The organism is Brevibacterium atlanticum (assembly GCF_011617245.1).
In the GTDB taxonomy this organism is placed as follows: Bacteria; Actinomycetota; Actinomycetes; order Actinomycetales; family Brevibacteriaceae; genus Brevibacterium; species Brevibacterium atlanticum.
In genome coordinates this window covers 3,909,357-3,935,646 of sequence record NZ_CP050152.1, presented here as the reverse complement: position 1 = coordinate 3,935,646, position 26,290 = coordinate 3,909,357, and the positions used below count along the sequence as shown (strand labels likewise).

General features: G+C 65.9%; 23 protein-coding genes. 17 read left to right on the top strand and 6 right to left on the bottom strand.

What is annotated here, in order from left to right; genetic code table 11:
- The first annotated feature begins 129 nt into the window (after positions 1-129).
- Genes pdhA through GUY23_RS17480 form a run of 3 tightly spaced genes read left to right on the top strand, consistent with a single transcriptional unit; the run spans position 130 to position 3,761 of the window.
- Complete coding sequence (gene pdhA, locus GUY23_RS17490; protein WP_166974899.1) at positions 130-1,284, top strand: pyruvate dehydrogenase (acetyl-transferring) E1 component subunit alpha; 1,155 nt, start codon at positions 130-132, stop codon at positions 1,282-1,284.
- Positions 1,284-2,261, top strand: a complete 978-nt coding sequence (locus GUY23_RS17485) for an alpha-ketoacid dehydrogenase subunit beta (protein WP_166974896.1) — start codon at positions 1,284-1,286, stop codon at positions 2,259-2,261. The genes pdhA and GUY23_RS17485 overlap by 1 nt, the downstream gene beginning before the upstream one ends.
- Positions 2,262-2,279: 18 nt before the next feature.
- Positions 2,280-3,761, top strand: coding sequence for a dihydrolipoamide acetyltransferase family protein (locus GUY23_RS17480; protein WP_166974893.1), 1,482 nt, complete (start codon positions 2,280-2,282; stop codon positions 3,759-3,761).
- Between the two features lie 108 nt (positions 3,762-3,869).
- On the opposite strand, the gene GUY23_RS17475 is transcribed toward GUY23_RS17480, so the two are convergent.
- Positions 3,870-4,826: a protein kinase gene (locus GUY23_RS17475; protein ID WP_166974890.1), complete on the bottom strand. Its 957-nt coding sequence runs from the start codon at positions 4,824-4,826 to the stop codon at positions 3,870-3,872.
- 687 nt (positions 4,827-5,513) lie between these two features.
- Here GUY23_RS17475 and rpmB point away from each other — a divergent pair.
- The 8 genes from rpmB to GUY23_RS17435 all read left to right on the top strand — a co-directional run bounded on the left by rpmB (position 5,514) and on the right by GUY23_RS17435 (position 12,762).
- A complete protein-coding gene (gene rpmB / locus GUY23_RS17470) occupies positions 5,514-5,750 on the top strand; it encodes a 50S ribosomal protein L28 (RefSeq protein WP_025779147.1) in 237 nt (78 codons plus the stop codon).
- Entirely contained in the window at positions 5,750-5,917 is a 168-nt protein-coding gene (rpmG, locus tag GUY23_RS17465; protein ID WP_166974887.1) for a 50S ribosomal protein L33, read from the top strand. The genes rpmB and rpmG overlap by 1 nt, the downstream gene beginning before the upstream one ends.
- Before the next feature lie 6 nt (positions 5,918-5,923).
- Positions 5,924-6,229, top strand: coding sequence for a 30S ribosomal protein S14 (gene rpsN / locus GUY23_RS17460; RefSeq protein WP_166974885.1), 306 nt, complete (start codon positions 5,924-5,926; stop codon positions 6,227-6,229).
- A 69-nt stretch (positions 6,230-6,298) separates the two neighbouring features.
- The gene (locus tag GUY23_RS17455; protein WP_166974882.1) at positions 6,299-6,586 is read left to right on the top strand and encodes an HU family DNA-binding protein; all 288 of its coding nucleotides are present in this window, start codon (positions 6,299-6,301) and stop codon (positions 6,584-6,586) included.
- A gap of 165 nt (positions 6,587-6,751) precedes the next feature.
- Positions 6,752-8,809 (top strand): cytochrome c oxidase assembly protein, encoded by a 2,058-nt coding sequence (locus tag GUY23_RS17450; protein WP_166974879.1) that lies wholly within the window; start codon positions 6,752-6,754, stop codon positions 8,807-8,809.
- Positions 8,810-9,198: 389 nt separating this feature from the next.
- Entirely contained in the window at positions 9,199-10,548 is a 1,350-nt protein-coding gene (locus GUY23_RS17445; protein WP_323127136.1) for an MFS transporter, read from the top strand.
- A gap of 79 nt (positions 10,549-10,627) precedes the next feature.
- On the top strand, positions 10,628-11,374 hold the full coding sequence (locus GUY23_RS17440) for a 3-hydroxybutyrate dehydrogenase (RefSeq protein ID WP_166974876.1): 747 nt from the start codon (positions 10,628-10,630) through the stop codon (positions 11,372-11,374).
- Positions 11,375-11,694: 320 nt separating this feature from the next.
- Complete coding sequence (locus GUY23_RS17435; RefSeq protein ID WP_166969435.1) at positions 11,695-12,762, top strand: IS110 family RNA-guided transposase; 1,068 nt, start codon at positions 11,695-11,697, stop codon at positions 12,760-12,762.
- Positions 12,763-12,834: 72 nt separating this feature from the next.
- Here the strand turns inward: GUY23_RS17435 and GUY23_RS17430 are convergent, their stop codons facing one another.
- The gene (locus GUY23_RS17430) at positions 12,835-13,710 is read right to left on the bottom strand and encodes a LysR family transcriptional regulator (RefSeq protein ID WP_166974874.1); all 876 of its coding nucleotides are present in this window, start codon (positions 13,708-13,710) and stop codon (positions 12,835-12,837) included.
- A 139-nt stretch (positions 13,711-13,849) separates the two neighbouring features.
- Between GUY23_RS17430 and mmsB the strand changes: the two genes are divergently transcribed.
- Complete coding sequence (mmsB, locus tag GUY23_RS17425) at positions 13,850-14,755, top strand: 3-hydroxyisobutyrate dehydrogenase (RefSeq protein WP_166974871.1); 906 nt, start codon at positions 13,850-13,852, stop codon at positions 14,753-14,755.
- Between the two features lie 78 nt (positions 14,756-14,833).
- Entirely contained in the window at positions 14,834-15,574 is a 741-nt protein-coding gene (locus GUY23_RS17420) for a YggS family pyridoxal phosphate-dependent enzyme (protein ID WP_166974868.1), read from the top strand.
- Positions 15,575-15,658: 84 nt separating this feature from the next.
- On the opposite strand, the gene GUY23_RS17415 is transcribed toward GUY23_RS17420, so the two are convergent.
- On the bottom strand, positions 15,659-17,035 hold the full coding sequence (locus tag GUY23_RS17415) for an enterochelin esterase domain-containing protein (protein ID WP_166974865.1): 1,377 nt from the start codon (positions 17,033-17,035) through the stop codon (positions 15,659-15,661).
- 212 nt (positions 17,036-17,247) lie between these two features.
- On the opposite strand from GUY23_RS17415, the gene GUY23_RS17410 reads away from it, so the two are divergent.
- From GUY23_RS17410 to GUY23_RS17395, 4 genes are all read left to right on the top strand, one after another.
- Entirely contained in the window at positions 17,248-18,279 is a 1,032-nt protein-coding gene (locus tag GUY23_RS17410) for a heme/hemin ABC transporter substrate-binding protein (RefSeq protein WP_166974862.1), read from the top strand.
- Between the two features lie 26 nt (positions 18,280-18,305).
- The gene (locus tag GUY23_RS17405) at positions 18,306-19,388 is read left to right on the top strand and encodes a FecCD family ABC transporter permease (RefSeq protein ID WP_228282515.1); all 1,083 of its coding nucleotides are present in this window, start codon (positions 18,306-18,308) and stop codon (positions 19,386-19,388) included.
- A complete protein-coding gene (locus GUY23_RS17400) occupies positions 19,382-20,191 on the top strand; it encodes a heme ABC transporter ATP-binding protein (RefSeq protein ID WP_208085399.1) in 810 nt (269 codons plus the stop codon). Before GUY23_RS17405 ends, GUY23_RS17400 begins: the two co-directional genes overlap by 7 nt.
- 130 nt (positions 20,192-20,321) lie before the next feature.
- Positions 20,322-22,376 (top strand): NHL domain-containing thioredoxin family protein, encoded by a 2,055-nt coding sequence (locus tag GUY23_RS17395; RefSeq protein WP_166974859.1) that lies wholly within the window; start codon positions 20,322-20,324, stop codon positions 22,374-22,376.
- 142 nt (positions 22,377-22,518) lie between these two features.
- Here the strand turns inward: GUY23_RS17395 and GUY23_RS17390 are convergent, their stop codons facing one another.
- The 3 genes from GUY23_RS17390 to GUY23_RS17380 are packed head-to-tail and all read right to left on the bottom strand — an operon-like array spanning position 22,519 to position 26,156.
- Positions 22,519-23,478, bottom strand: a complete 960-nt coding sequence (locus tag GUY23_RS17390) for a hypothetical protein (protein WP_166974856.1) — start codon at positions 23,476-23,478, stop codon at positions 22,519-22,521.
- 53 nt (positions 23,479-23,531) lie between these two features.
- A complete protein-coding gene (locus tag GUY23_RS17385) occupies positions 23,532-24,650 on the bottom strand; it encodes an ABC transporter (RefSeq protein ID WP_166974854.1) in 1,119 nt (372 codons plus the stop codon).
- Between the two features lie 6 nt (positions 24,651-24,656).
- Entirely contained in the window at positions 24,657-26,156 is a 1,500-nt protein-coding gene (locus GUY23_RS17380) for an LPXTG cell wall anchor domain-containing protein (protein ID WP_166974851.1), read from the bottom strand.
- Positions 26,157-26,290: the final 134 nt, after the last annotated feature.

The following is a 26,290-nucleotide window of genomic DNA, read 5'->3' as shown; positions in this document are numbered from 1 at the left end:
GTATCGTGGGATCACCTGTGAATCAGATCACTCGAGGGCGAGTTCTCACATCCGAGGGCCTGCCCGACGGACTCGGTCCACCACTGGTCACCTCCGGTGATGATGGACCTCGAACAAAGGAGAACTGGAATGACCTCCAACATTTCAGTGGGAACCGGTGCTGCCCACAGTCAGTCCCAGGAGCCCAGAATGATCCAGATGCTCACCGAAGACGGAAACCGCGTCGAATCCGGTGAATACGACGCCTTCGCAGCAGAACTCACCGACGAGGATCTGCGCGGCTTCTACCGGGACATGGTCCTGGTCCGCCGCATCGACGCCGAGGGAGCCGCCCTCCAGCGTCAGGGACAGCTGGGCCTGTGGGCACCGCTGTTCGGGCAGGAAGCAGCCCAGATCGGCATGGGCCGGGCCGCCCGCCCCCAAGACTTCGTCTTCCCCACCTACCGTGAACACGGCCTCGCCTACACTCGCGGTGTCGAACCCGAGACCCTGCTCAGCATCTTCCGCGGCCAGAACCACGGCGGTTGGGATCCCCAGGAGCACCGGTTCCACACGTACACCATCGTCATCGGCTCGCAGACCCTGCACGCCACCGGCTACGCCATGGGCGTGAGTATGGACGGCGACGTCGGCACCGGCGACATCGATCGCGACACCGTGTCCATCGCCTGCTTCGGCGATGGCGCCAGCTCGCAGGGCGATGTCTCCGAGGCGCTGACCTTCGCCGGAGCCTTCCACGCCCCGGTTCTGTTCTTCTGCCAGAACAACCAGTGGGCGATCTCCGAACCCACCCACGTCCAGACTGCGGTTCCTCTGTGCAAGCGCGGCGAGGGCTTCGGAGTCCCCGGCATCCGCGTCGACGGCAACGACATCATTGCGATGTACTCCGTCGCCCGCGCCAGCCTCGACTCGGTCCGCGCCGGCAACGGCCCGATGCTCATCGAAGCCTTCACCTACCGCCGCGGTGCCCACACGACCGCCGACGATCCGACGAAGTACCGCGACAAGGCCGAAGAGGAGATCTGGGAAGACCGCGACCCGATCGTCCGCCTCAAGGCCCACCTCGACAAGCACACCGAGACCAGCGAAGAGTTCTTCGCCGAGGTGGACGCCGAAGCCGACACCCTGGCCGCCCGCATCCGCCACAACTGCATGACGATGGAGAACCCCGATCCCATCGAAATGTTCGCCCACGTCACCTCCGAACCTCACTCCCTCGTCGACGAGGAGCGCGCTGAATTCCTGGCGTACCAGGCTTCGTTCGCCGATGCGGGTGAGGCCTGATGGAGAAGCTTCCCCTCTCAAAGGCGATCACCGCCGGAATGCGCAAGGCCATGGAGGACGACCCGAAGGTCGTCCTCATCGGTGAGGACATCGGCAAGCTCGGCGGCGTCTTCCGCGTCACCGAGGGCCTGCAGAAGGACTTCGGTCCGCAGCGTGTGATCGATTCCCCACTGGCCGAATCCGGCATCGTCGGCACCTCGATCGGCATGGCCATCCGCGGCTACCGCCCGGTCATCGAGATCCAGTTCGATGCCTTCATCTTCCCGGCCTACGACCAGATCGTCACCCAGGTGTCGAAGCTGTTCAACCGCACCCTGGGCAAGGAGCGCATCCCGATGGTCATCCGTGTGCCCTACGGCGGCGGCATCGGCTCACCCGAGCACCACTCGGAGAGCCCGGAGACCGTCTTCGCCCACCACGCCGGACTGCGGCTGATCTCACCGTCGAACGCCCACGACGCCTACTGGATGATCCAGGACGCGATCAGGAGCGACGACCCGGTGATGTTCTTCGAACCCAAGCGGCGCTACTGGCTGCGCGGGGACGTCGACACCGCCGATCGCGGGGGACTGGGCATGCACGATGCCCGCGTCGTCACCGAAGGCACCGACGTCACCCTCATCGCCTACGGACCGCTCATGCCGACCGCCCAGGACGTGGTCAGTGCGGCTGCGGACGAGGGCAAGAGCGTCGAACTCATCGACCTGCGCAGTCTCAGCCCGATCGACTTCACGACGATCGAGAAGTCCGTGAAGAAGACCGGCCGCCTCGTCGTCGCCCACGAGGCCCCGACCTTCCTGGGGCTGGGCTCCGAGATCGCCGCGCGCATCACCGAACGCTGCTTCTTCAACCTCGAGGCCCCGGTCATCCGCGTCGGCGGCTACCACACCCCGTACCCCGGTTCGCGGATGGAAGAGCACTACCTGCCCGACCTCGATCGCATCTTCGACGGTGTCGATCGGGCCCTGTCCTACTGACCTCGAGGAGAGTCAAGAATGTCATTCGAATTTCCTCTTCCCGACGTCGGTGAGGGCCTGACCGAAGCCGACATCGTGTCCTGGAAGGTCGCCGCCGGCGACACCGTCACCGTCAATCAGATCCTCGTCGAGATCGAAACCGCGAAGTCCCTCGTCGAACTGCCGAGCCCGCAGGCCGGCACCGTCGACGCCCTCCTCGTCGAGGAGGGACAGACGATCGAGGTCGGCACCCCGATCATCCGCTTCGGAGGTGCCGATGACGGCTCCGGCGCCGAGGCTGCCCCCGGTTCCGCGGGTGACGCTGCGTCCTCGTCCGGTGGGCCTTCGGCAGGTGCGTCGTCGGGCGCGGAAGCATCCGGCTCAGCGACCGAGGCAGCTGCCGACGCCGACGGCGGAGCCACGCTCGTCGGCTACGGCGCGAAGGCGACGTCGTCGAAGCGTCGTCCCCGCCAGGGCGGTGCCGTCCCGGCCCCGGCTGCTGCGGCTCCTGCGCCTGCTGCGCCTTCCGTGTCAGCACCCGCCGCACCTGCGGCATCGCCTGCCCAGCCCGCTGTGCCGGCATCACATGCTCCCCCGGCCTCGACCGATGCGGCAACAGCCCCGGCCTCGTCCGGAACCGGCAGGCCGCTGGCGAAGCCACCCGTTCGCAAGCTCGCGAAGGACCTCGGCATCGACCTCACCCAGGTCGTCCCCACCGGTCCCCGCGGGGACGTGACCCGCGATGATGTGCACGCGGCGGCGAACTCGACCGCGTCGCAGACCGCGGGCGGCACGGCTTCGTCGGCCACCTCGGCGAGTGCCTCCGGCGAACTCGAAGAGCGGATCCCGTTCAAGGGCGTGACGAAGATGATGGCCAAGGCCATGGTCGATTCGGCGTTCACGATGCCGCACGTCACCGAGTTCCTCGATGTCGACGTCACCGAGACCATGGCGATGGTCCGGAGGCTGAAGTCGACGAAGTTCCTCGGCGAGGACGTCAAGGTCTCACCGCTGCTCATCGTGGCCAAGGCCGTGGCCTGGGCCGTGGGACGCAACCCGCGGATCAACTCGTGCCTCGAAGGCGACGAGATCGTTGTCAAGAAGTACGTCAACCTCGGCATCGCCGCGGCCACACCGCGTGGACTCATCGTCCCGAACATCAAGAACGCGCAGGCCATGGGACTGGGAGAACTCGCGCAGGGAATCCAGGACCTCACGGCACTGGCACGATCGGGGAAGACGCCGCCGGCCGATCAGTCCGGAGGCACGATCACGATCACGAACGTCGGCGTCTTCGGCGTCGATGCGGGCACTCCGATCATCAACCCGGGCGAGGCCGCGATCCTCGCCTTCGGACAGATCCGGAATAGGCCCTGGGTCGTCGACGACGAGATCGTCCCGCGTGAGATCACGACGCTCTCCGTGAGCGCCGATCATCGAGTCGTCGACGGCGAGATCATCTCGAAGTTCCTCGCCGACGTCGGCCGCGGACTGCAGGATCCGACGCTGCTGCTGGCCTGAGGGTCTGTCGGCAGCACCGCGAGACAAGGCCCGAGGCCCCTCGAGACAACGGCGGAGCGCCAAGACCACGGTGCGCACACAGTGGTCTCGGCGCGAGGCTGCCGCTGATCAGTTGTCGAGGTAGGCGCTGTTGTCCTTCGGACTTCCGTCCTTGACCAGCCGCTTGGCCAGGCAGTGGTCGCGGTCGAGACCCCAGGAGCGGCACTGGTCGAGGGCGGGCTCGGGTTCGCTGTAGCCGGTGTCGACGACGGTCACCCAGTAGCTTCCGTCTTTGTAGGACGCCCAGCCACCGCTGTGGATGAGGATCGAACCCGGGTACTTGACCTTGTTGGCTTCGTATTCGTTGAGGATGTCGGCGGCGGTCCAGGTCTTGCCGTCGGCTTTGAGCCCGACCTTCTTCGCGCTCACCTGCGTCACCCATTCGCCCTCGAGGTCGGCAGCCTTCTCAGTGCCGTCCTTCGTGTAGGCGTCGAGCTTGTCCTCGGGCGACTGCGAGGGCTGGACGAGTTCGTCGGACGGGGTCGGCGACGGTGAGGCCGGTTCGCTCGAACCGACATCGACGGGAACAGTCCCGGACGAGGGGGCGAGCCACCGGATTCCGAAGAAGGCGACGAGTGCGAGGACCATGACCAGGGCAATGATGACGGCTGTGATCTTGAGTCCGTTGCGCGGTCTCTGCGCACCCGATCCGACCGCGGGCGGGAACTGAGGTGGGGGAGGAGTCGGCGGATCCTGCCTGTTCGGCGCCCCGGCACCGGGGCCGTTCGCCGACGCCTGGATCCGATAGGAGCCACTGGACTGACCAGCATGTGCAGATGAAGGCTGATCACCGAATGGAGAGCGACCGGCCGGGGCGAAGACATTGCCGGTCCGGGCCTTCGAGATGGCCTGTTCCCCCGTGTGCCGCTCGAGGTATTCGTAATAGGTCGAGTTGTCGAAATCGGCAGGCGAACGCTCCGCCTCATTCCCGTACGACGGCGTCTGACCAGCAGAATCATGGTGATCCTTCTGCCAGTCGTCACTGGTCGCCGGACGAATGCGCGGCCTCTGTGGAACGTCGCTCATCGGTCCTCCGGAGTGCCATATGTGGTGGCAATCATCTTCTTACCTTGGCACGAGTCCGGCAGGCGTTCAACACGAACACCGGCAGGACGCATTGCCGACGAAAGCCTACTGTGCGTTTCCCGGAGTTGCCTTGAGCCCAGCTGAGTATGTCCCGCACCGGTCGCACTCGACGAACCGCGCCCGACGCACTGCGCCACCAAGACCGCGCCCCTGGACTGCGCCCCCAGCAGGTGACGAAGACCGCATCAGCGCAGTCCGGGTTGAATTTGCCCTGAGCCCTGCACTCTCAGTAAGATTGATTTCTGTTGTGTCGTACCAGAACGGTCGCTGATCGATCTGCTATGACCGACATGGTGCTCACCCACCGCTGCACTCCAGCTTCGGCCATCTCTCACAGGCTACGGCTTCAGCGCTGGTGAGACATCTCGCCCGAACGGGCAAACCTGTTTTGGCGTACACAATTTTCACGGCGAACGTCGCGCACCGAGTCTGCTCGGTGCGGGTCGGGCGAGGATCGGCTCCGGTCGATCCGATGGCGACCGTGGTCGGGCACGCTCGATCAGGCGGCATTCGCGAGAATTTGTTGATGTCTTCCGACATCGGCGCAAGCGAGCGGGAAGATCGCACAGACGGTGTTCCGCAGGAGCTTGTTTCGAGAGTCGGTAACTTGTGAACTGGAGGAGAGACATGGCAGCAACCTGCCAGGTAACCGGGGCGGTCCCCGGTTTCGGACACAATGTGTCCCACTCGAAGCGCCGCACGAAGCGTCGCTTCAACCCGAATATTCAGAAGAAGCGGTACTACGTTCCGTCTCTGCGCCGCAACGTCACCCTGACCCTGTCCGCCAAGGGCATCAAGGTCATCGACGCGCGTGGAATCGACGCCGTGGTCAATGAACTGATCGCTAAGGGAGTGAAGCTCTGATGGCTAAGGCCCAGGATATTCGTCCCATCATCAAGCTCAAGTCGACCGCCGGCACCGGGTACACCTACGTGACCCGCAAGAACCGCCGCAACAGCCCGGATCGCATCGTGCTCAAGAAGTACGATCCCGTCATCCGCAAGCACGTCGATTTCCGAGAGGAGCGCTGAGCGCACATGGCTAAGAAGTCAAAGATCGCCCGCGACAAGCAGCGTCGCGTCATCGTCGAACGCTATGCAGAGCGCCGCGCAGCTCTCAAGCGTCAGCTGACACACCCCGATTCCACCGACGAGCAGCGCGAGGAGGCACGCCTGGCGCTCCAGAAGCTTCCGCGCGATGCTTCCCCTGTTCGCGTCCGCAATCGTGACCAGGTCGACGGCCGTCCTCGTGGCTACCTCCGGAAGTTCGGACTCTCCCGAGTTCGCTTCCGCGAAATGGCTCACAACGGCGAGTTGCCCGGAATCACCAAGTCAAGCTGGTAATCTCGAGGAAGTTCGTCATCGGAAAAACGGACCGGTGACCTACCGACTTGTCCTAAGGAGGACACTTTTATGGCTAAGAACCGCAGCGAGCTCGTGGCAGAAGTTGCCGAGAAGTCCGGCCTGACCCAGAAGCAGGTCTCGGATGTTCTCGATGGTGTCTTCGACGTCTTCTCCGACGTCGTTGCCAAGGGCGACAAGCTCACCATCCCCGGCTGGCTCTCCGTTGAGCGCACCGAGCGTGCCGCTCGCAAGGGTCGCAACCCGCAGACCGGTGAAGAGATCCAGATCAAGGCCGGCTACTCTGTGAAGCTGTCCGCTGGTTCGAAGCTGAAGGGTGCCGCTGGCAGCCCGAAGTGATCTGCACCTAGCGTCGAATGGCCCGGACCGATCGGTCCGGGCCATTTGCCTACCCTCGCCGAGGCGGCGCCCCGAGATCTCGGCCACGACGGCCTCTCCCGGTTGGGTGGGGGCCGTTGCCGAGCGATAAACTTGAGTCATGTCAGAAGGGGCGGTCCGCGCGCAGTGAGTTCACCAGTCTTCGAGCCGGTCGTCCGGTTCACCCAACGGGCCGCGGTCCCCATCGTGGTCTTCCTCGGCTGTGTCGTCGGTCTCGCCGCACTCTTCTTCACCGGGGCTGCGAATGCCACTCTGCTCAATGATCCCGGATCCGTCGTGCGCTTCGGACTGCCGGCGGCGAAGTTCGTCTTCAACATTGCGATGTCCCTGACCGTCGGCGCGCTCATGTTCGCCGTCCTCATCCTCCCGCGCACCACCGGCCGCCGAAGCCGCCGGAAGGCGCACACCGACGAGGCTGCTCAACTCGATCCGCTGTGGACGAAGGCCCTGATGATCGCCGAGTACTCCTCCGTGGTGTGGACGCTCTCGGCTGTCGCGGTCCTCGTGTTCTCCTTCGTCGACACCGTCGGCGCTCAGGCCTACCTCGACTTCTCGAACCAGCTCGGCGTGTTCGTCACTCAGATCGCCTACGGGCAGCTGTGGGTGCTCATCGTCGTGCTCATCGCCGTTGCCTCGACGCTGTGCTTCGGTACCCGCTCCCACCTCGGCATCGCCGTCGCCGGTGTGCTGGGAGTCGGTGTGATGATCCCCCTGGCCCTGATGGGGCACTCCGCCGAGGCATCCGGGCATACGCAGGCCGTGAACAGCCTCGGCCTCCACATCTTCGGCGCCACGGTCTGGATGGGCGGTCTCTTCGTCATCGCCCTCCTCGGCGCCGCTCTCGCCCGATCCGCGCATCTGCGCTCAGTCGTCGAACGGTATTCGACCGCCGCGCTCATCGCCTTCTGCCTCATCGTCTTCTCCGGCGTGGTCAATTCGCTCCTGCGCGTGCACAGCATTGACGATCTCATGACCCCCTACGGGGAGGTCATCATCGCGAAGGTGTTCGCGACGGTGCTGCTCGGTCTCATCGGATTCTGGCACCGTCGGTTCGTCATCGCACGATTGGGCACAGCCGCCTCGGCGACGGTCGAATTCTGGCGCCTCATCACCGTCGAATTCATCATCTTCGGTGCCACGATGGGACTCGCGGTGGCGCTCGCGCGGTCTCAGCCGCCGGTGTCGCAGGAACCGGTCGGCAACCCCACCCCGGCCGAGATCCTCACCGGCGATCCGCTGCCGCCGGAGCCGAACTTCGCACGGTACTTCAGCGAATGGTCGATCGATCCGCTGTGGATCGCGATCGCCGCGGGCGCCTCCATCGCCTACCTCGTCGGGTTCATCAACCTCCGCCGCCGAGGTGACCGCTGGCCGGTGCTGCGTCTGATCAGCTGGCTGGTCGGGATGGCCTTCCTCGTCTACGTGACCTCCGCCGGGCCCCGTGTCTACGGCGAGGTGCAGTTCTCGGCGCACATGATCGAGCACATGCTCCTGGTCATGGTGGTGCCGCTGCCGATGGTCCTCGGCGCTCCGATCACGATGCTCATGCGGGCGACGAAGGCGCGGCAGGACGGTTCCGTCGGTGTGCGCGAATGGGTGCTGTGGCTCGTCCACACTCCGTATCTGCGCTTCTTCTCGAATCCGATCGTCGCAAGTGTGAACTTCGCCGGATCGCTCGTCGTCTTCTACTACTCGGGCATCATGTACTACGCCCTGGACACGCACATCGGGCACGAGCTGATGATCGCCCACTTCCTCGGTGCGGGGTACATGTTCGGGTCCGTGCTCATCGGCATCGACCCCGGGGTCAAGCGTCCGGTCTATCCGATGCGACTCGTCATGCTGCTGGTGACCATGGCCTTCCACGCCTTCTTCGGCATCTCGATCATGAGTTCCCACGTGCTCATCGCCGGCGACTGGTTCGGCAACATCGGTGCAGACTGGGGTTACACGGCGATCGAGAACCAACAGCTCGGCGGTGCCATCGCGTGGGGCATCGGCGAGATCCCGACGCTGTTCGTGGCGATCATGGTCGGTCTACAGTGGTCGAAGTCCTCGGATCGGGAGGCCAAGCGTATCGACCGGCGCGAGGACCGCACCGACGACGCCGAGCTGCGGGCCTACAACGAGATGCTCGCCTCGATGGCCGAACGCGACTCGAAGATGGGCGGTCGCCGCCGCTGAGTCGGGGCGCTATGCCGGCGGGCAGCCTCGGGGTGCGGGCACACCGCTTCGGTGGGGCTGTCGGCATCGGCACGGTCGGCCACCTCGGCGGGGGACCGGTCCCGGAAGCCGGTGAAGTACGGCCGCGTCTGACTGTGCACATCCGATGTGCACGAATACATACCGGAAATTCTCGGATTCCGCTCAGGAAAGCACCCGAAATTCCGTAATGTGGCGCACACTGTTGCATGGATGAGAAAAATGTCCCTGCGTCGCCGTGCCACGGAATGGACAGGAATCGTCGACCGCATCGAAGCGGTTCGCGATGACCGGGCCGTCCCGCCGCCGGCGCACATGCAAGTCGATTCGCGCATCAATGGTGACGCGGATTCTGGAATCGAAGGAGTCACATGAGTTCTCAGAGCAATACCGAGAGGAAGTCGATCCGCGCACAGCTGCGCAAGGTCGTCGCCGCCTCGATGGCCGGAACAGTCGTCGAATGGTACGAATTCTTCCTTTACGGTTCGGCCGCAACCCTGGTCTTCAACCACATTCTGTTCCCGCCCTCGGACAACCCGCTGACGCCGATTCTCGCCGGCTTCGCGACCTATGCGGTCGGCTTCATCGCCCGGCCCATCGGCGGCATCGTCTTCGGACACTTCGGGGACAAATACGGGCGCAAGAAGCTCTTGCAGCTCTCGATCATCCTCGTGGGCGTGGCAACCTTCCTCATGGGCTGCCTGCCGACCTATGACACCATCGGCGCGCTCGCTCCGATCCTCCTCGTGCTGCTGCGCGTCGTCCAGGGCTTCGCGGTCGGCGGCGAATGGGGCGGTGCCGTGCTGCTCGTCGCCGAGCACTCTCCGGACAAGGAACGGGGCTTCTGGGCTTCGTTCCCGCAGTCGGGCGTGCCCTTGGGCAACCTGCTCGCCACTGCTGTGCTCTTCATCCTCACCGCAACTCTGACCGATGAGCACTTCCTGTCCTGGGGCTGGAGAGTCGCTTTCTGGCTCTCGGCGGTCATCGTGCTCATCGGCTACTACATCCGCACCCGTGTCACCGACGCTCCGATCTTCGAGCAGATCCAGGAAGAGGAGATCGAAGAGGGCGTCGACTACGGCATCAAGGCCGTGTTCAAGCGCTACCCGCGGGAGGTCTTCGCCGCGATGGGCCTGCGCTTCGTCGAGAACATCCACTACTACCTCGTCGTGACGTTCTCGATCACCTACCTCGCCACTCAGGTCCACATCGAGTCGAGCGAGATCCTCGGCCTCCTCCTCGGCGCGCACGCGATCCACGCAGTGCTCGTGCCGATCGTCGGCGCGGCCACGGACAAGGTGGGACGCCGGCTGCCCTACGGTGTGGGCATCGTGCTCACCGCCACTTGGGGCTTCTTCGCCTTCCCGATGTACGACACGGGAAGCGGAGCGCTCATCTTCCTTGCCCTGCTGCTCGGCCTCATCTTCCACGCCCTGATGTACGCCGGACAGCCGGCGATCATGGCTGAGATGTTCCCAACGCGCATGCGCAACTCCGGCGTCTCGACCGGCTACCAGGTCACCGCCATCGTCGCCGGATCCTTCGCCCCGATCATCGGCACTGCCCTGCTCGACAAGTTCGACTCGTCGGTGCCGATCGCGATCTACCTGCTCGTCGCCGCGGTGATCTCGATGATCGCACTGTTCTTCACGCGGGAGACGAAGGGCATCGCACTGCGCTCGCTCGACCTCGCGGACAAGGAACGACGCGGAGTCATCTGATCCGACCGGACTGCACCGATGACAGCGCGACGGGGCGGCGTCGGCCGAACCGCTGAACCGAACCACGAAAGGACATCCCATGGGAGAACTCTCGAACAGGCGCGCACTCGTCACCGGGGGAGCCTCCGGGCTCGGCCGAGCCATCTGCGAGGCCTTCGCCGGGGCGGGCGCCCACGTCATCGTCGCCGATGTCGACGCGGAGTCAGCGGTTGCGGTGGCCGGTGAGATCGGCGGCGAAGCCTGGGCCGTCAACCTCGCGGACACCTCGGCGCTGGATGGGACCGACCTCGATGTCGACATCCTCGTCAACAACGCGGGGATCCAGCGGATCCATCCGATCACGGATTTCCCGCTCGAGGAATGGCGGCTGATCAACACGCTCATGCTCGAGGCGCCGTTCGTGCTCACGAAGGCCGCGCTACCGACGATGTACGAGCGCGGCTGGGGGCGCATCATCAACCTCTCGTCGATCCACGGCCTGCGCGCCTCGGCGAACAAGTCCGCCTATGTCGCGGCCAAGCACGGGCTGATGGGACTGACGAAGACCACGGCGCTCGAAGCAGGACCGCACGGCGTGACCTGCAATGCGATCAACCCCGGCTATGTGCTCACACCTCTGGTCAAAGGGCAGATCGCCGATCAGGCGAAGACGAACGGCATCGGCGAGGATGAGGTCCTCGAGCAGGTCTTCCTCGGCCACTCAGCCGTGCCGAAGCTCGCCGAACCCGAGGACGTCGCGGCGATCGCACTCTTCCTCGCCGGGGACAATGCGGCCGTCGTCAACGGCAGCGCCCACAGCATCGACGGAGGCTGGTCCGCCGCCTGACCACCTCCCTAATTACTACTGTGAGGATTGATAGTGGCTGGTCTGGGACTGGCTGGCAGAGTAGGAACTGACCGTCCCATCGATCATCATGACTCGAATTACTGCTGACTCAGACGATGTCATCGTCAGGATCTGTCTGATGATCGGTGGGCGGTCGGCCCCGGCTCGGCCCACATCGGTAACTTGATCAGAAGGTTGTCCGTTCCTGACCGAACGTGACTCATCACAGTAGTGTTCCGACGTGACTATCTCCCGGACCGGAGCCGACCGTTCGACGGTCGGACATCATCCGCTCTAACACGGGAGAATCACGAACCGTCATGACTATCATCTCGCACTTGTACGCGTTTGTCGTCGGCGTCGACACACACGCGAAGAACCACGTCTACGCCATACTCACCAACCGCGGTGAGCACCTCGATACCCGCGAATTCCCGACCACGAATACTGGCCTGGCACGCGCGTTGGACTGGGTCGGGCGTCGCACCGGCGGGCACCTGGACACCCTGTGGGTGATCGAAGGCATCGGCACCTACGGAGCGATCCTGGCCGAGAACGTCGCTGAGGCTGGGTATACGGTCGCCGAGGCCGCGAGCATGAGTGCCCGCGACCGTCACAGCACGGGTAAGGATGACCAGATCGACGCCCGCAGAATCGCGACCACCGTCCTGCCCTTGGAGCAGTCGCGGCTGCGTGTGCCCAGACAGGCCGATGGGCCGCGTCAGGGACTGCGGATCCTCGTGGGTGCCCGCGAGTCCATGACGCGGGAGAAGACCCGCACCATCAACGCGCTGACCGCGTTGTTGCGGGCGAACGATCTCGGTATCGATGCCCGACGGAAACTGTCAGTCGCCAAGATCCGCACGGTGTCGAAATGGCGGGGCCGGAACGAGCCTGTGGCCCGTTGTGAAGCACGTCGGGAAGCGATCCGGTTAGCCAAACGCGTCATCGAACTCGATGCCGACATCAAGGATTACGCCACACGGATTCTGGCTCTGGTGAAGGACAGTCCTGCCGCTGTGCTGCTGGCCCAGCCGGGGATCGGACCGATCACTGCCGCCGTGTTCTATCTGGCGTGGTCTCATCCAGGACGGGTGCATTCCGAGGCTGCGTTCGCGAAGCTGGCGGGGGTGAATCCGATCCCAGCATCGTCGGGCAATGTGGTGAGATTCCGACTCAACCGCAGCGGGGACCGCCGGTTGAACTCCGCGTTGTACATGGTGGCCATCACGAAGCTGTCCTTCGATGAGGAGACCCGAGCGTACATGGCTAAACGACTTGGGGAAGGGAAGTCGAAGAAGGAGGCTATCCGGTGTATCAAGCGGTTTGTGGCCCGGAGAGTTTATCGGCTTCTCGAGGCGACGAGCGTGGTTGGGCAGGCCGCTTGACAAGCATAGAAGGATCCTGACGGCGGCCCAGCAACCTCGCGCGAGGTTGCTGGGCCGCCGTCAGGTAGCAGATCAGAGGACTTCGAGGACGCTGCGGACGCCCTCGTTGCGCAGCGATTCGTGGCGCACCGAGGCCCAATAGGAGACCTTCTTCGAGAACAGCTCCGGCAGCACCTGCACCAGCCGCGAATTGTCGCGGGCGAGGAAGTCCGGCAGAATCCCGATCCCCACGCCGTTCGAGGTGGCGAGCACATGCGCATGCACCGAGGTGGATCGGAAGAAGCCGGTGCTGCGCGGCAGGGCATCGGCCGCCTCGTCGAGGTCATCGACCTGCAGCGAGTTCTCGATGTAGTAGATCATCCGGTGATCGGCCAGATCGTCGAGCGTTCGCGGCATGGAATGCGCGGCGACATAGTCCTGCGAGGCGTAGAGGGCCAGACGGTAGTCGCGGATGTGCTTGGCGATCGACCGCGGAGCATCCGGGCGACCGACGACGATCTCGATGTCGACGCCCGAACGGTATTGGCGGGCCCGCTGGGTGGCCGTGATGAGTTCGATCTGCAGCCCGGGATGCCGCCGCTGGAGCTCCGTGAGCGCGGGCACCGCGTACTCAAGCGCGAAGGCCTGTGGACAGGCCAGCCGGATCGTCCCGGCCAGCGCCGAGCTCTCATGCGCGTCGATGCGCCCGAGCGCAGCCTCGATGTCCTCGGCGATCGGCAGCAGCTGACGACCGCCGGCGCTGAGTTCCCACCCGTCGGGGGAGGCCACGAGCACCCGTTCGCCGTAGGCCTTCTCGAGCGCGGCGATGCGACGGGACACGGTCGTGTGGTTGAGGCCGAGGCTGTGCGCCGCGGCCGTGAACTTGCCCAGACGGGCGACCGCGAGCAGGGTGAGCAGATCCTCGGGGGCGATCTGCGGACCGGATCCGCCGGGTGCATAGGAGGCCATAGTCCTCCCATTCTATCTGCGTGTGCGCACATAACCGGTGCGCAAGAGGTAACGGCAGCCTCGGGCTTCGCCGGGTCGACTGGCGTACTGTGAGAGAGAACACTGCATACGAGCAGAACATGATGCGAGGAGGCATATTATGTCGACGATTGGATGGATCGGGCTGGGAAACATGGGCCGCCCGATGACTGCGAACCTGGTCAAGGCCGGTCACACCGTCAATGGCTTTGATCTCGTCCCCGAGGCGGTCGCCGCGGCAGCAGAGAACGGGGTGAACCCCGTGAATTCCATCGCCGAGGCGGTGGCCGGCGCCGATATCGTGTTTACGATGCTGCCCAAGGGTGAGCATGCCCGCACCGCCTACCTCGAACCCGACGGCGTCCTGGCCAACGCGGATACGAAGACCCTCCTCGTCGATTCCTCGACGATCGACTTCGACTCCGCCCGCGTCCTCCACTCCGAGGCGGCCAAGGCCGGTTTCCGCCTCATCGACGGTCCGGTCTCCGGCGGCGTCACCGGCGCCGAGGCAGGAACACTGACCTTCATGCTCGGCGGCTCCGAGGCCGATGTCGCCGAGGCCACACCCTTCATCGAGGCGATGGCCGGCAACATCTTCCATGCCGGAGGAGAAGCCGCTGGCCAGGCCGCAAAGATCGTCAACAATATGATGCTCTCGATCAGCCTGCAGGGTGTCGTCGAAGGTGCCGTGCTCGCCGATCGCTTCGGGCTCGATCCGAAGGTCTTCCACAGCATTGCGAAGGTGTCCTCGGGTGACTCGTGGCCGCTGCGCACGTGGTACCCGGTGCCCGGCGTGACCGAGACGGCCGCCTCGAACAACGACTTCAAGCCCGGGTTCGCTACGGCGCTCATGCACAAGGACGTCGGCCTCGCTCTCGCCGGCGCCGAAACGCAGGGAGTCGACCTGCCCGCCGCGGCCCTCGTCCATGCGCAGCTGCAGAAGCTCATCGACGACGACCTCGGCGGACTCGACACCTCGGCGCTGATCCGCAACATCGACCCGAACGCCGAAGGCCTGCCGAACTGATCGACTGCGAGCCCGCCGACCGCTCGGTGAGAATTCCGCCGAACTGAAACTTCGGCGGGCTCGTGGAAGACTGGAGACATGAGTACGCCTGATCCTCCTTCCTCCCTCACCCCCGAAGTCATCGCCGCCATCACCGCCAACCTCGACGAGGTGGCCGACCGTGCCCGTGCCGCCGCCGAGTCCAGCGGCCGCAGCGGGGACGATGTGCGAGTGCTGCTGGCGACGAAGACGCAGCCGGCGGAGAAGATCCGGGTGGCCCTCGAACACGGGTTCACCCTCATCGGCGAGAACAAGGTCCAGGAGATCACCGGCAAAGCTGACGAGCTCGCCGACCTCGATCCCGAGACCCACCTCATCGGCCCTCTGCAGAAGAACAAGGTCAACCACACCCTGCGTCACGCGCAGTGCATCCAGTCGGTCGACAATCTCGCACTCGCCGAGAAGATCAACAACCGTCTCGAGGTGCTCGAGACGACCGTCGACGCCTTCGTCCAGGTCAACACCTCCCGTGAGGACTCGAAGTTCGGAGTCGCCCCCGAAGACGCCGAGGCGCTCATCACCGAGATCCGCTCATTCGACCGGATCCGGCTGCGCGGACTGATGACCATCGGCCTGCCCGGCAGCAGCGCCGACGAGATCCGTCCCAGCTACTCAGATCTGCGCGAACTCAGTGGGCGACTGCGCGATGCCGGGGTCCTGCCCGCCGAGGCGGTCGAACTGTCGATGGGCATGAGCAATGACTTCGAACTCGCGATCGCAGAAGGGGCGACGATGGTCCGCGTCGGATCGAGCGTCTTCGGCGCCCGCGACTATTCCTGAGCCGCACCCGCGACACCTCCGCCAGCAGCGCGCCAACCGGCGGCGCACCCGCTCGGGGCGGGACCGACTCAGGGTGCCCACTCCTCAGTCCTGCGCAAACACCCGCCGCAGTCCGTCGATGAGCTCACCGCGCCAACAGGCGAAGTCGTGCCCGCCTGTGTAGACCGACAGCGAGGTGGCGAACCCGCGACTATCGAGCACCTCGGTCAGCCGTCGAGCACGGTCGACCATGAGCCCCTCCCGATGGCCCACGGCGAGGTGGAACTCCCGAGTACCCGCCCCCACGCCTGGCTCGAGGAACCGGCGGGTGGTCCAATCGTCCCCAACGATGCTCGCCAGATCCGCCGGAGTCGCGGTCCCTCCGGGGCTCCACCACAGCGACGGGGAATGGGCGAGCACGGCGTCGAAGGCGCCGGGACACGTCTGAGCCATGAGCAGGGCCGAGAGCCCGCCGAGGCTCTGCCCACCGATGATCCGACGGGCATCGGCCGGCAGCGCAGAACCCCAGACGGCGGCTTCGGCTTCGATCTCGGGAACGAGGTCGGCAGCGACGCTGCGCAGGAACTGGTGGTTACCGGCCAGGGTGTGTGTCCGCTCGACCGTCGAGTAGGTGCCGAGGCCGATGATGATGAGTCCGGGAAGCCCGGCCGCCTCCACCGCCTGTGCGACACGGAGGTGGTCGAACCACTGTCTGCCGTCGAAGAGCACGAGGAGCCCGGCCGGCGGCGAGGTCGGCAGAGACACTCGCACCGGGCATGTCTTCCCGTCGATCTCACGGTCAGCTGAGACCATGAGGGTCGGTGCAGCGCGGCGGACCCCAGGTTCCTCGCTGAGGTGGGGCCCGCCTGCCACGGCGAGAGTGCCCGTGACTTCGTCGTTCGTAGCAGGCACGCCCGCTCCCCGCGTTCCGTCGAGAAGCCATACGCTGTGATCCGGTGCGAGCGGACCCGAGAACACCGATGAGCCCTCGCCGTCGCCTGGCTGATCCGGCCGGGTGAGTGGGGGGTCGGGGTTGAATGGGTCGACGAGCACGGGAGGGCCCGGTCGGCTCGGACCGCCCAACGGCGGGGCGACCTCCTGATATGAGGGGCTGAAACCGTAGGAGCAGCGCAGATCGGCGGGCAGAGTGAGCGTGACGCCCCAGATGCCGGTGCCCGGGACCCGGGACATGATGCCTGCAGCCTGTTGGTCCTTGTCCGTGACCCGGTTGGCCGCGAGCCGGACGCTGCGGACGCGCACATCGGTGGACCGATAGACGAACGTGACGTCGCGCAGAGCCGGATCGGACGGACACGGGTCGACCAGCGGTGTGCCCGTCAGGGCGATCTGATCCCAGAACCGCTGTTCGCGCTCGCCTGAAAGACCGGGCCCCGCACCTGCACGGCCGGACTCTGCACCCGCCCTGCCGGGCTCTGCGGCGTCAGGCTCGGAGAAGTCGTCGAGGATGTCGGTGAAGCGCACGTGGTGATCCTTGCAGGTCGGAGCGGGCGACGGGTATCGCATTTCGGACAGCCGAACCAGTCGATTGGACAAGCAGACTGACAGCATTGATAGTCTATGCGATTAGGTTAGGCTTACCAATTGGCCGGAAAGAATTCCGGTCCGCCGACCTCGAACGCCACACCGTCTCGGGCCGAGGGCACATCGGCCGCCGCACTGTCTCAAGGAGAGCTATGAGAAAAGTCCTGCCGTTCATCGGCGCCGCCTGCGCCTTGGCGCTCGTCGGATGCGGAGGCTCGCCCTCCGGAGCCGCAGACGACTCCGCGTCCGACCAGGGCTCGGGCTCCGAACTCTCCGTGCCGCTACCGGAAGGCTGGAAGCAGATCTCGGGAAAGAGCGACTTCTCCGCGATCAAAGCCGACCCGAAGCTGCCCGTCGAGGTCGAAGACGGCACCGGCACCGACGTCGAGGTCAAGGACATCGACAAGATCATCGTCGCTGGTGACGGCGTCGCCTCGACACTGGGTGCGCTCGGCCTCGGAGACAAGATCGCGGCCGCCCCCGAGGACGCCGTCTCGCCCGAAGCCACGGACGCCCCGGAACACTTCGAGTTCAGCAAGAGCACCGGCGTCGAGGGTCTGCTGGCGATGGACGGCTCACTGTTCATCGGCGACAACGTCAAACGTCACGGTGACGTGGCCAAGCAGTTCCGTGACGCCGGGACCGACGCGGTCGTCATGGACGACCAGCAGTCGCAGGGGGACAAGCTCAAGGCCGTCGCCTCCTACGTCGGTGCGAAGGAGGCCGGTGAGGAGCTCGCGAAGACGGTCGACGACCAGCTCGCCGATGCGGCGAAGACCGCCGAGGAGACCGGTTCGAAGGATCTCTCGATCATCGAGGTCACGGCCACCGGTGCGGGCGGTCAGAATGCCGTCGCCGGCACCGGAACCCCCGGCAACGAGATGATCGAAAGGCTCGGATACACGAGCGTGGGAGCCGAATCCAAACTGCGCGGGTACTCCCGCGAGTTCAGCAATGAGGGCATCGTCGCCTCGGCGCCGGACGTCATCGTCATGGCCGAATCGGACTACGAGAAGTGGGGCGGCGAAGACGGCCTGTGGAAGGCGTTCCCGACGCTCGACCAGACACCCGCCGGCCAGAACTCGTCGATCTTCGTCATGCCCGACGCTCAGCTGAAGTACTCGAGTCCTGAGATCGGCGTCGGCGCGCAGGCCCTCGCCGAGGCGGTCGCGCAGCTGCCGTGACATCGAAGGTTCTCAACCGTTCCCAGATGCCAGTGCCGGCACCGGCGACGAGCAGTGCTGCCGCGAAGGCGGAGAGACGGCACAGCGTCAGGAGGCTCCCGCTGCTGACCTGCGTGGTCATCGGACTCGCGGTCCTCGCCCTGCTCATGGTCGTCTCGGCCTCGGTCGGACCGCTGCGGATCCCGCTCGGCGACGTCACCCGCATCGTCTGGGCGCAGCTGGGCATGGGCGACGGCGGAGGACTGAGCCAGCGCGACGTGTCCGTCGTGTGGCAGCTGCGCATTCCCCGCGTCCTCATGGGCGTGCTCGTGGGAGCCGCGCTCGCGATCTCCGGGGCGGCGCTGCAGAGCCTGTTCAACAACCCTTTGGCCGATCCGGGCATCATCGGCGTCAGCGGCGGAGCCTCGGCCGGTGCCGTCGGCGTCATCGTGCTCGCCGGCGGCAGCATCACCTGGCTCCTGCCGCTGGGTGCCTTCCTCGCGGGACTGGCGGTGACCGGGCTCATCTACGTCCTCGCCCGCCCCGGGCGGAACACCGGCACCTCGCGGATGCTGCTCGTCGGCATCGCGGTCGGATCCGGGTGCCAGGCGCTGACCGGGTTCTTCACCTTCATCGCCGATGACCAGCAGCTCCAGACCCTGACGTTCTGGCAGATGGGGTCGCTGGCGAAGGTGATCTGGCCGCAGTTCTGGGCCACCCTGCCCGTCTTCGTTGCCGGCCTCGTCGTCATCCTCCTCAACGCCCGCACCCTCGATGTGCTCACCCTCGGTGAGCGCGAAGCCCAGCATCTGGGCCTCAACGTCAAACGCAGCCGACTGATCATCATCATCGCCACCGCGCTGCTCACAGGTGCGGCCGTGGCCTTCGCCGGTGCCATCGGATTCGTCGGCCTCGTCGTCCCGCACATCGTGCGCATCGTCGTCGGCCCCGGCCATCGCGGCCTGCTGCCGATCTCGGCGATCGCCGGCGCGATCCTCATCGTCGCCGCCGACTGCGCCTCCCGCGTCGTCGCCCCACCCTCCGAGGTGCCGATCGGCCTCTTCACGGCCGCCGTCGGGGCGCCATTCTTCCTGTTCCTGGTCGTGCGGATGAGGAAGAGCTCATGGTGAGTCCCGATCCCGAAACCACGCTTCAGTCCAGGCAGACACCCGCCGAGGCGGTGGTGCGCGCCCGTGATGTCACCTTCGCCGTCGACGGCCGGGAACTCGTCTCCGGAGTCTCCTTCGATCTGCGCGGAGGAGAGGTCGTCGCCCTCGTCGGACCCAACGGTGCCGGCAAATCGACGATGCTCTCGCTCTTGGCCGGGGACGTGCCCCCGACGCGAGGGGCGGTGGAGATCGCCGGCACCGAGGTGGGCAAGTGGAAGTCCGGTCCGCTGGCTCGCATCCGGTCGGTGATGCTCCAGCACAACAGCTCGAACTTCGCCTTCAGCGTCGTCGAAGCTGTGCACATGGGGCGCCTGCCCTGGAACGTGGATACCGACCGTGATGCGGAGCTCGTCGCCGAGGCGATCACTGACGCCGACCTCCGCGGTTTCGAGACCCGTGACATCACGACGCTCTCCGGGGGCGAGGCGGCACGGGTGTCCTTTGCGCGGACGACAGTGCAGACCACCCCGATCGTCTTCCTCGACGAACCCACCGCGGCCCTCGACCTCAAGCATCAGGAATCGCTCTTGAGAACGGTGCGCCGCCTGCGCGCAGACGGCGCCGCCATCGTCGTCGTCCTCCACGATCTCAACCTCGCCCTGCGGTATTCCGACCGTGTCCTCGTGTTCGGAGACGGGAGGCTCGTCGCCGACGGCCGCCCCGCCGAGGCACTGACGGAATCGCTCGTCGAGGAGGTCTACGGGCAGCCCGTGCACCGTGTGCAGCCGGAGGGAATCGACCACCCGATCCTCATCCCCGTGTGACCTCCCCTGCGTGTGTCCGACCGCGGGCTCCCCGATGTCACAGCGCCCCGTGTGACGGCAGGGACGAGGTGCCGGTCACATCATGACACCGGCCCGGCCGTCTCGGTGATGGATCTGCGATCATTGAGGCATGAACACCAGCCCGGAAGAATCCACCGTCCCCGCTCCCGCCGCTGACCCGGCGGCCACCTCGGCGACGGTCGCATCCTCAGCTTCGACACGCGACGTCAAGGTCCGCGCACCCGAGCTCGTCGGGCGCCGGTGGATGAACTCCGGCGGCAAGGACCTGACCCTGGCCGACCTGCGCGGCAAGGTCGTCCTGCTCGACTTCTGGACGTTCTGCTGCATCAACTGCCTCCACGTCCTCGACGAGCTGCGTCCGCTCGAGGAGAAGTACGGGCGTGAACTCGTCATCATCGGCGTGCACTCGCCGAAGTTCGAGTTCGAACGCACCGTCGAGGCCGTCGATCAGGCGGTCGAACGCTACCAGGTCGAACACCTCGTCCTCGACGATCCCGACCTCATCACCTGGCAGGCCTACACCGCCCGCGCCTGGCCGACTTTGGCCGTCATCGACCCCGAGGGCTACCTCGTGGCGACGATGTCCGGCGAGGGCCACGCCGCCGGCCTCACCGAGATCATCGAAGGACTCATCACCGAGCACTCGGCCAAGGGCACCCTCCATTCCGGTGACGGCCCCTACGTGCCGCCGCCGGCCCCGGAGACCGACCTGTTCTACCCCGGCAAGGCCACACGGCTGCCCTCGGACAACCTCCTCGTCTCCGACTCCGGACACCACAGCCTCGTCGAATACGACGCGACAGGACGGACCATCATCCGCCGCATCGGCACCGGCGCACGGGGCGCGGATGACGGCGACTTCGCCACGGCGACCTTCAGCGAACCCGGCGGCATCGCCGTGCTGCCCGACGAGCTGGCCGCGAAGGTCGGCTACAGCCTCGTCGTCGCCGACACCGTCAACCACCTCCTGCGCGGCATCGATCTCGAGACCGAGACCGTGACGACGCTCGCCGGCACCGGCGAGCAGCACATGGTCGGCGCCATCGACAACGTCCGCGGCAAGCATGGTGAGCTGGGACGATACGACGGACCCGGGCGTGATGTGAAGCTGTCGTCGCCGTGGGACGTCCTCTTCGTCCCCGCCACCGCCGAGGTGGTCGTGGCGATGGCCGGCAACCACACCATCTGGTCCTTCGACCCTGCGGACGGATCGATCCGCATCCTCTCGGGCACGATGAACGAGGGATTGAGCGACGGCGACGCCGAGTCCGCCTGGTTCGCCCAGTCCTCCGGTCTCGACCTCGATTCCGAGGGGCGAGTGCTCATCGCCGACTCCGAGACCTCCTCGGTCCGGCGACTCGACCCCGCGACCGGCGGGGTCTCCACACTGGTGGGAGTCGGTCTCTTCGACTTCGGCTTCCGTGACGGACCGGCCGCCGAAGCGCGCCTGCAGCACCCCCTGGGTGTGCGCAGCCTGCCCGACGGGTCGATCGCGATCGCCGACACCTACAACGGCGCGATCCGCCGCTTTGACCCGACCACCGAGGAGGTCACGACGCTGGCCCGCGGTCTGCGCGAACCCTCGGACATCCTCGTCGTCGATGCCGCTGGGGCCGCCGGAGCCGCCGGTGAGAGCGACGCCGGGGCAGGCTCCGCATCGGACGCTGCCGGCGAGGCTGCCACGGAGACCGCCGGCGAGGCCGAACTCCTCGTCGTCGAGTCCGCCGCGCACGCGCTGACACGGGTGAAGCTGCCCAAGGACGCCCAGAAGGTCGACGAGGGCGCGCTGACGACGAAGCGCCCTTCGACGGAGATCGCCTCGGGACCGGTGTCGATCAGCGTGAGCTTCACGGTTCCGGCCGGACAGAAGCTCGATGACCGTTGGGGCGACCCGACGTTCCTGCAGGTCTCATCGGCTCCGCCGGAACTCATCGTCTCCGGCGACGGGGGCGCCGAAGGACTCGGACGCGACATCGTCATCAACCCCGACCTCGACGGCGGAGTGCTGCATGTGACCGCGCGTGCCGCGGCCTGCGACGGAGAGCCGGGGGGAGAGATCCCGCTGCACGCGGCCTGCCACCTCTACCAGCAGGACTGGGGCATCCCCGTCGACCTCGTGGACTCGGCGCCGAACGAGCTCAACCTCGACCTCCGCGGGGCCTGAGACCCTTTTCCAACGATTGTTCGGTCGATCCACCGTGGTTCTGACGCTTCAGAACGCGGTGGATCGACCGAACATTCAGGGTTGGCCGCTGACTTCGTGAAGAAGGCAGGAAATGAAGCCCGGAGGTGGTGCTGCGCCGCCCTTAAACGACGGAGACGTCGCCGAGGCGGCGCGGTTCGAAGCTGACCTGCGAGGACTTCACGACCACGGAGCCGCCGAGGACGAAAGAGAGCTTCTCATCGAAGTCGTGTTCGGCCGCGGTGACGATGTCGCGGTAGCGGCCCTTGACCCGGACCTCCACCGTCGAAGGCGTGACCTCGAGGTCGTTGCCCGACGAGGTGAGGCTGATCTGCGGCCTGCGTTCGAGTGACCAGCTGACATCGCCGATGATCTCGTTGTCCGTGTCCCAACCGAACACGCATCCGGAGGGCATGAGCGTCTTCGACTTCACGCAGTCCTCGAGGTGGTCGGTGACCTGTTCGGTCACGGTCTCTTCGAGCTTGGCCGTCGGTTCGGGCGCGAGCTTCACGGTGTGGGAATCGCCGGGGGCGGTCACCTCGGCGCGTTCGGATTTCGACTTGAGATAGGTCGCATCGAACCCGACGAGGTAGCTGGCCGGGAACAGCACCGGCACGGATCCGGCGCTCACCCCGTAGCCGTTGACCGTCGCCGTCGACGAACCGGAGACGTCGAGGGTCAGGGTCGGCCATTTCTTCTGCTCGATGGCCCAGCGGTCGAACAGGCCCGCGCTCGCGGGCAGCCTGACCATGCTGAGGTCGACTGTCTGCTTCTGCGAGGACAGGGTGTAGCTCAGCCGGACCTTCGCGTGATCGCCGTCGACGGAGACGGTCTCCGCTTCGGCCTCCCGCGGCAGATCGGGCGCTGCGGACAGGACTTCGCTGCTCAGCGCCAGCGTCGAGGCGGGGGTCGGTGAAGACAGGTAGGAGAAGGCGCGGTGGGCGTCGCCCTTTTCGATCGCGCCGATATAGGCCTCGGCGGCCCTGGCAGGCGTGTAGACGGTGAGGTTGAGGAGGGGAACGGCCGCGACCGTGAGCACGATGACTGTCAGAGCCGAGATCAGAAGCTTGCGCGAGGTTCGCATGGCTCTCCTGATTCGGTTGGGGATTGAGCAGAGTTCAGTCTATCTGCCGCGCGTCATTCCACTGAGTAGGCGTGCAGCGCGGAAGTGTCGACCTCGACGAAGACATGCGTGCCGACCTTGACGTTGGCGAGCAGTGCCGCGACGGTCGAGCCCAGTCCCGGATGGAGGATCCCGAACCCCGCCGAGGTGGCCGCCGGCTCATCAGCCGAGCCGGGGGCGCCTGTGGCGCCCGCGGGGTCGGTGGTGCGCGCAGCACCGGCGAGATCGGCGAGGTCGACGTCGAGTGCGAGCCCCATCTCGGTGTCGACCGGGGACAGCTTCGCCTGCAGGCAGGAGCCGCGATCGCGCAGTCCCGTGACGATGGCTTCGAACACCGTCGCCGAGGTGAACGCCGGGTCGTGCTCGTCCAGTGACAGGAGCGCGGCACGCCACCCGAGGGTGACGAAGACCTTCCCGTCGAGTTCGGTGCGGGCCTTGACCGCCGAATGGCCGATGGACAGCCATCCCCTGCGGGCCAGACCCGAATAGACGTTGACGCCGCTGAGCTCGGCTGGAAGCGAACCCCGGGGTTCGCTGACGATCTGCTCCAAGGAACCCAGCGCGACGAGCTGGTCCTTCTCGATGTCGGCCACCCCTGCCTCGGCGATGGTGTGATCGGTCAGCGAATTCGAGCTGAACACGACTCCGCGGCCCTCGTCGGCGACGAGTTCGGCGACACGATTACGCAGCCCGGTGCGCAGGTGGCCAGGCACCGAGGCGAACGGGTCGATGAAGGTCAGCCACTGGGATCCGCTCGCCCACGCCGCGGCGAGGGTGAGCCGGGCACGTTCGATCGGTTCGAGGTCTCCCATGCGGCGTCGGAGGGTCTCCGGCCGCAGTCCGAAGGTCGTCAGTGCGTCCGTCACCTGAGCCGATGCCGCCTCCCCAGATCCGGCATCGGCATCGCGAAGATAGTGCTTCATCCAGCTGCGCACACGTAAACGACCCGACCGGCCTCCGGTCGGGACGCGTGGCGGTGGTGCGACGTGGGACAGGGCCGCCACGGACAGCACCACCGAGGTGGTGCTGTCCGGGCTGCCCATGAGTCCGAGCATTGTCCCTGCTCGCAGACGTCCGAGATCGATCTCGCGCCCGGCGAGCTGCAGCCCCGCGAGGGACAATTCATCGTTCAACGGATCTTAGAACTCCGCCGGGTCGTCGGTGGCGTTCATCCGCCGACGGGTGATGATGACGGCTGCGGCACCGACGGCGAGCAGGCCGACGCCCAGTGCGAGACCGGTCATCTCGGCACCGGTGCGCGGCAGGTCGCTTCCCGACGAGTCCGAACCGCTGCCCGAACCGGTGCTGCCGGAGCCGTTGCCGCCGTCGTCGACGGCGGTGCCGTTGGTCAGCACCGTGAAGCTTCCGCCCTGGGGCTCATCGAAGCTCTCGGCCTGAGCGGTGACGTTGTAGGTGCCGAGCACCGCCTTGACCTTGGCCTGGACGCCGAAGGTCGCCTTGCCCTCGGAATCGGCTTCCTTCGTCATCGTGTAGCGATCGACCTTGCCCTGGGCATGTTCGACCGTGATGGTGATCTTCTCACCGGGCTGGGCTCCGCTGACGCCGAGCTTGATGCCCTTGTCGAGGAAGTCCTCGGAGCTGATCTCCGTCGGGTCGATGAAGAGGGACTGCTTGGCGGCTGCCGGAGCCTTCTTCTCATCGGAGCCGGGGCTGGCCGGTCCGGTCGACTCGGAGGCCTTGTCCTCGGACTTCTCGTCGTCGGTCGCCCCGTCGTCAGACTTCTCATCATCGGACTTCGAGCCGTCGTCCTCGGACGCCTTCCGCTTCGTATCCTCGGACTTGTCGTTGTCCTCGGCGTCCTTGGAACCGTCGGCGTCGTCGGTCTCGGTCGGCGTCGGAGCCTCGGACGTCTTGTCGTCGGCGTCCTTGGACGTGTCGGAGTCCTCGTCGTCGGTCTTGGTGGGCGTCGGAGCCTCGGTGGTCGGCTTCTTGGCCGGGCCGGGGTTGACGCCCTTGACCGGGCTGTCATCAGACTTGTCGTCGGTCTCGGTCGGGCTCGGAGTGTTCGACTCCGAGGGGGTTTCGGACCCGGTCTCGGACGGCGACGGTGACGGCGATTCCGATTCGGTCTTGTCGCCGTCGTCGGCCGGGGCGGTCGCGGAGTCGCAGTTCTTGTCGTCGTTGTTGCCCGGAGTGTCATCGTTTCCGGGATCGTCGACGTCGGAAGCCTTGGAGACGACCTCGAAGGTGACCTTCGAGGATTTCTTCTCCGACTTGAGATCGGTGAGGTAGAGCGAGTACTTCCCGACGGGGACCTTCGCTCCATCGGTCACGGAGAAGAAGTAGGTGCCGGACACCTCACCCTTCTCATCGACCGTGAGCTTCTTCTCCGGAGCGTATTCGGTGCCATCGGTGCCGACGACCGTCACGGTGGCCTTCTCGTCCGGAGTGAATCCGGTGCCGGAGAAGCCGATTCCCTTCTTCTGGTCCGCGATGTCGTCCCGCGTCACCTGCGCCTTGGCGAGGGTGGCCTGAGGATCCGATTCATCGGGAACGGAGGAATCCGATTCGGAGTCGGTGGATGACTGCTGCTCTTCCTGGGCGCAGACCTCCTTGGGAGAGACCGTAGCGGGGGACGATGTCTCCGCGAACGCCGGGGCGCCAGCAAGACCTGTCAAAGCAACGGCTACTGCGGGGGCAAGCACAAGACGCGAGGTCTTCACAGTAATGCCTTTCGATTGTTGTCTACCCACGAAAGGCGATGGGACTCCCGGCATTCCTTGGCTTAAGAAGGGGAAGGCACCATCGTGCG

What these genes read in the sequence shown, in the direction of transcription:
- pdhA (WP_166974899.1), top strand. Translation starts at nt 130, where the DNA reads ATGACCTCCAACATTTCAGTGGGAACCGGTGCTGCCCACAGTCAGTCC.
- GUY23_RS17485 (WP_166974896.1), top strand. Translation starts at nt 1,284, where the DNA reads ATGGAGAAGCTTCCCCTCTCAAAGGCGATCACCGCCGGAATGCGCAAG.
- GUY23_RS17480 (WP_166974893.1), top strand. Translation starts at nt 2,280, where the DNA reads ATGTCATTCGAATTTCCTCTTCCCGACGTCGGTGAGGGCCTGACCGAA.
- GUY23_RS17475 (WP_166974890.1), bottom strand. Translation starts at nt 4,826, where the DNA reads ATGAGCGACGTTCCACAGAGGCCGCGCATTCGTCCGGCGACCAGTGAC.
- rpmB (WP_025779147.1), top strand. Translation starts at nt 5,514, where the DNA reads ATGGCAGCAACCTGCCAGGTAACCGGGGCGGTCCCCGGTTTCGGACAC.
- rpmG (WP_166974887.1), top strand. Translation starts at nt 5,750, where the DNA reads ATGGCTAAGGCCCAGGATATTCGTCCCATCATCAAGCTCAAGTCGACC.
- rpsN (WP_166974885.1), top strand. Translation starts at nt 5,924, where the DNA reads ATGGCTAAGAAGTCAAAGATCGCCCGCGACAAGCAGCGTCGCGTCATC.
- GUY23_RS17455 (WP_166974882.1), top strand. Translation starts at nt 6,299, where the DNA reads ATGGCTAAGAACCGCAGCGAGCTCGTGGCAGAAGTTGCCGAGAAGTCC.
- GUY23_RS17445 (WP_323127136.1), top strand. Translation starts at nt 9,199, where the DNA reads ATGAGTTCTCAGAGCAATACCGAGAGGAAGTCGATCCGCGCACAGCTG.
- GUY23_RS17440 (WP_166974876.1), top strand. Translation starts at nt 10,628, where the DNA reads ATGGGAGAACTCTCGAACAGGCGCGCACTCGTCACCGGGGGAGCCTCC.
- GUY23_RS17435 (WP_166969435.1), top strand. Translation starts at nt 11,695, where the DNA reads ATGACTATCATCTCGCACTTGTACGCGTTTGTCGTCGGCGTCGACACA.
- GUY23_RS17430 (WP_166974874.1), bottom strand. Translation starts at nt 13,710, where the DNA reads ATGGCCTCCTATGCACCCGGCGGATCCGGTCCGCAGATCGCCCCCGAG.
- mmsB (WP_166974871.1), top strand. Translation starts at nt 13,850, where the DNA reads ATGTCGACGATTGGATGGATCGGGCTGGGAAACATGGGCCGCCCGATG.
- GUY23_RS17420 (WP_166974868.1), top strand. Translation starts at nt 14,834, where the DNA reads ATGAGTACGCCTGATCCTCCTTCCTCCCTCACCCCCGAAGTCATCGCC.
- GUY23_RS17410 (WP_166974862.1), top strand. Translation starts at nt 17,248, where the DNA reads ATGAGAAAAGTCCTGCCGTTCATCGGCGCCGCCTGCGCCTTGGCGCTC.
- GUY23_RS17405 (WP_228282515.1), top strand. Translation starts at nt 18,306, where the DNA reads ATGCCAGTGCCGGCACCGGCGACGAGCAGTGCTGCCGCGAAGGCGGAG.
- GUY23_RS17400 (WP_208085399.1), top strand. Translation starts at nt 19,382, where the DNA reads ATGGTGAGTCCCGATCCCGAAACCACGCTTCAGTCCAGGCAGACACCC.
- GUY23_RS17395 (WP_166974859.1), top strand. Translation starts at nt 20,322, where the DNA reads ATGAACACCAGCCCGGAAGAATCCACCGTCCCCGCTCCCGCCGCTGAC.
- GUY23_RS17390 (WP_166974856.1), bottom strand. Translation starts at nt 23,478, where the DNA reads ATGCGAACCTCGCGCAAGCTTCTGATCTCGGCTCTGACAGTCATCGTG.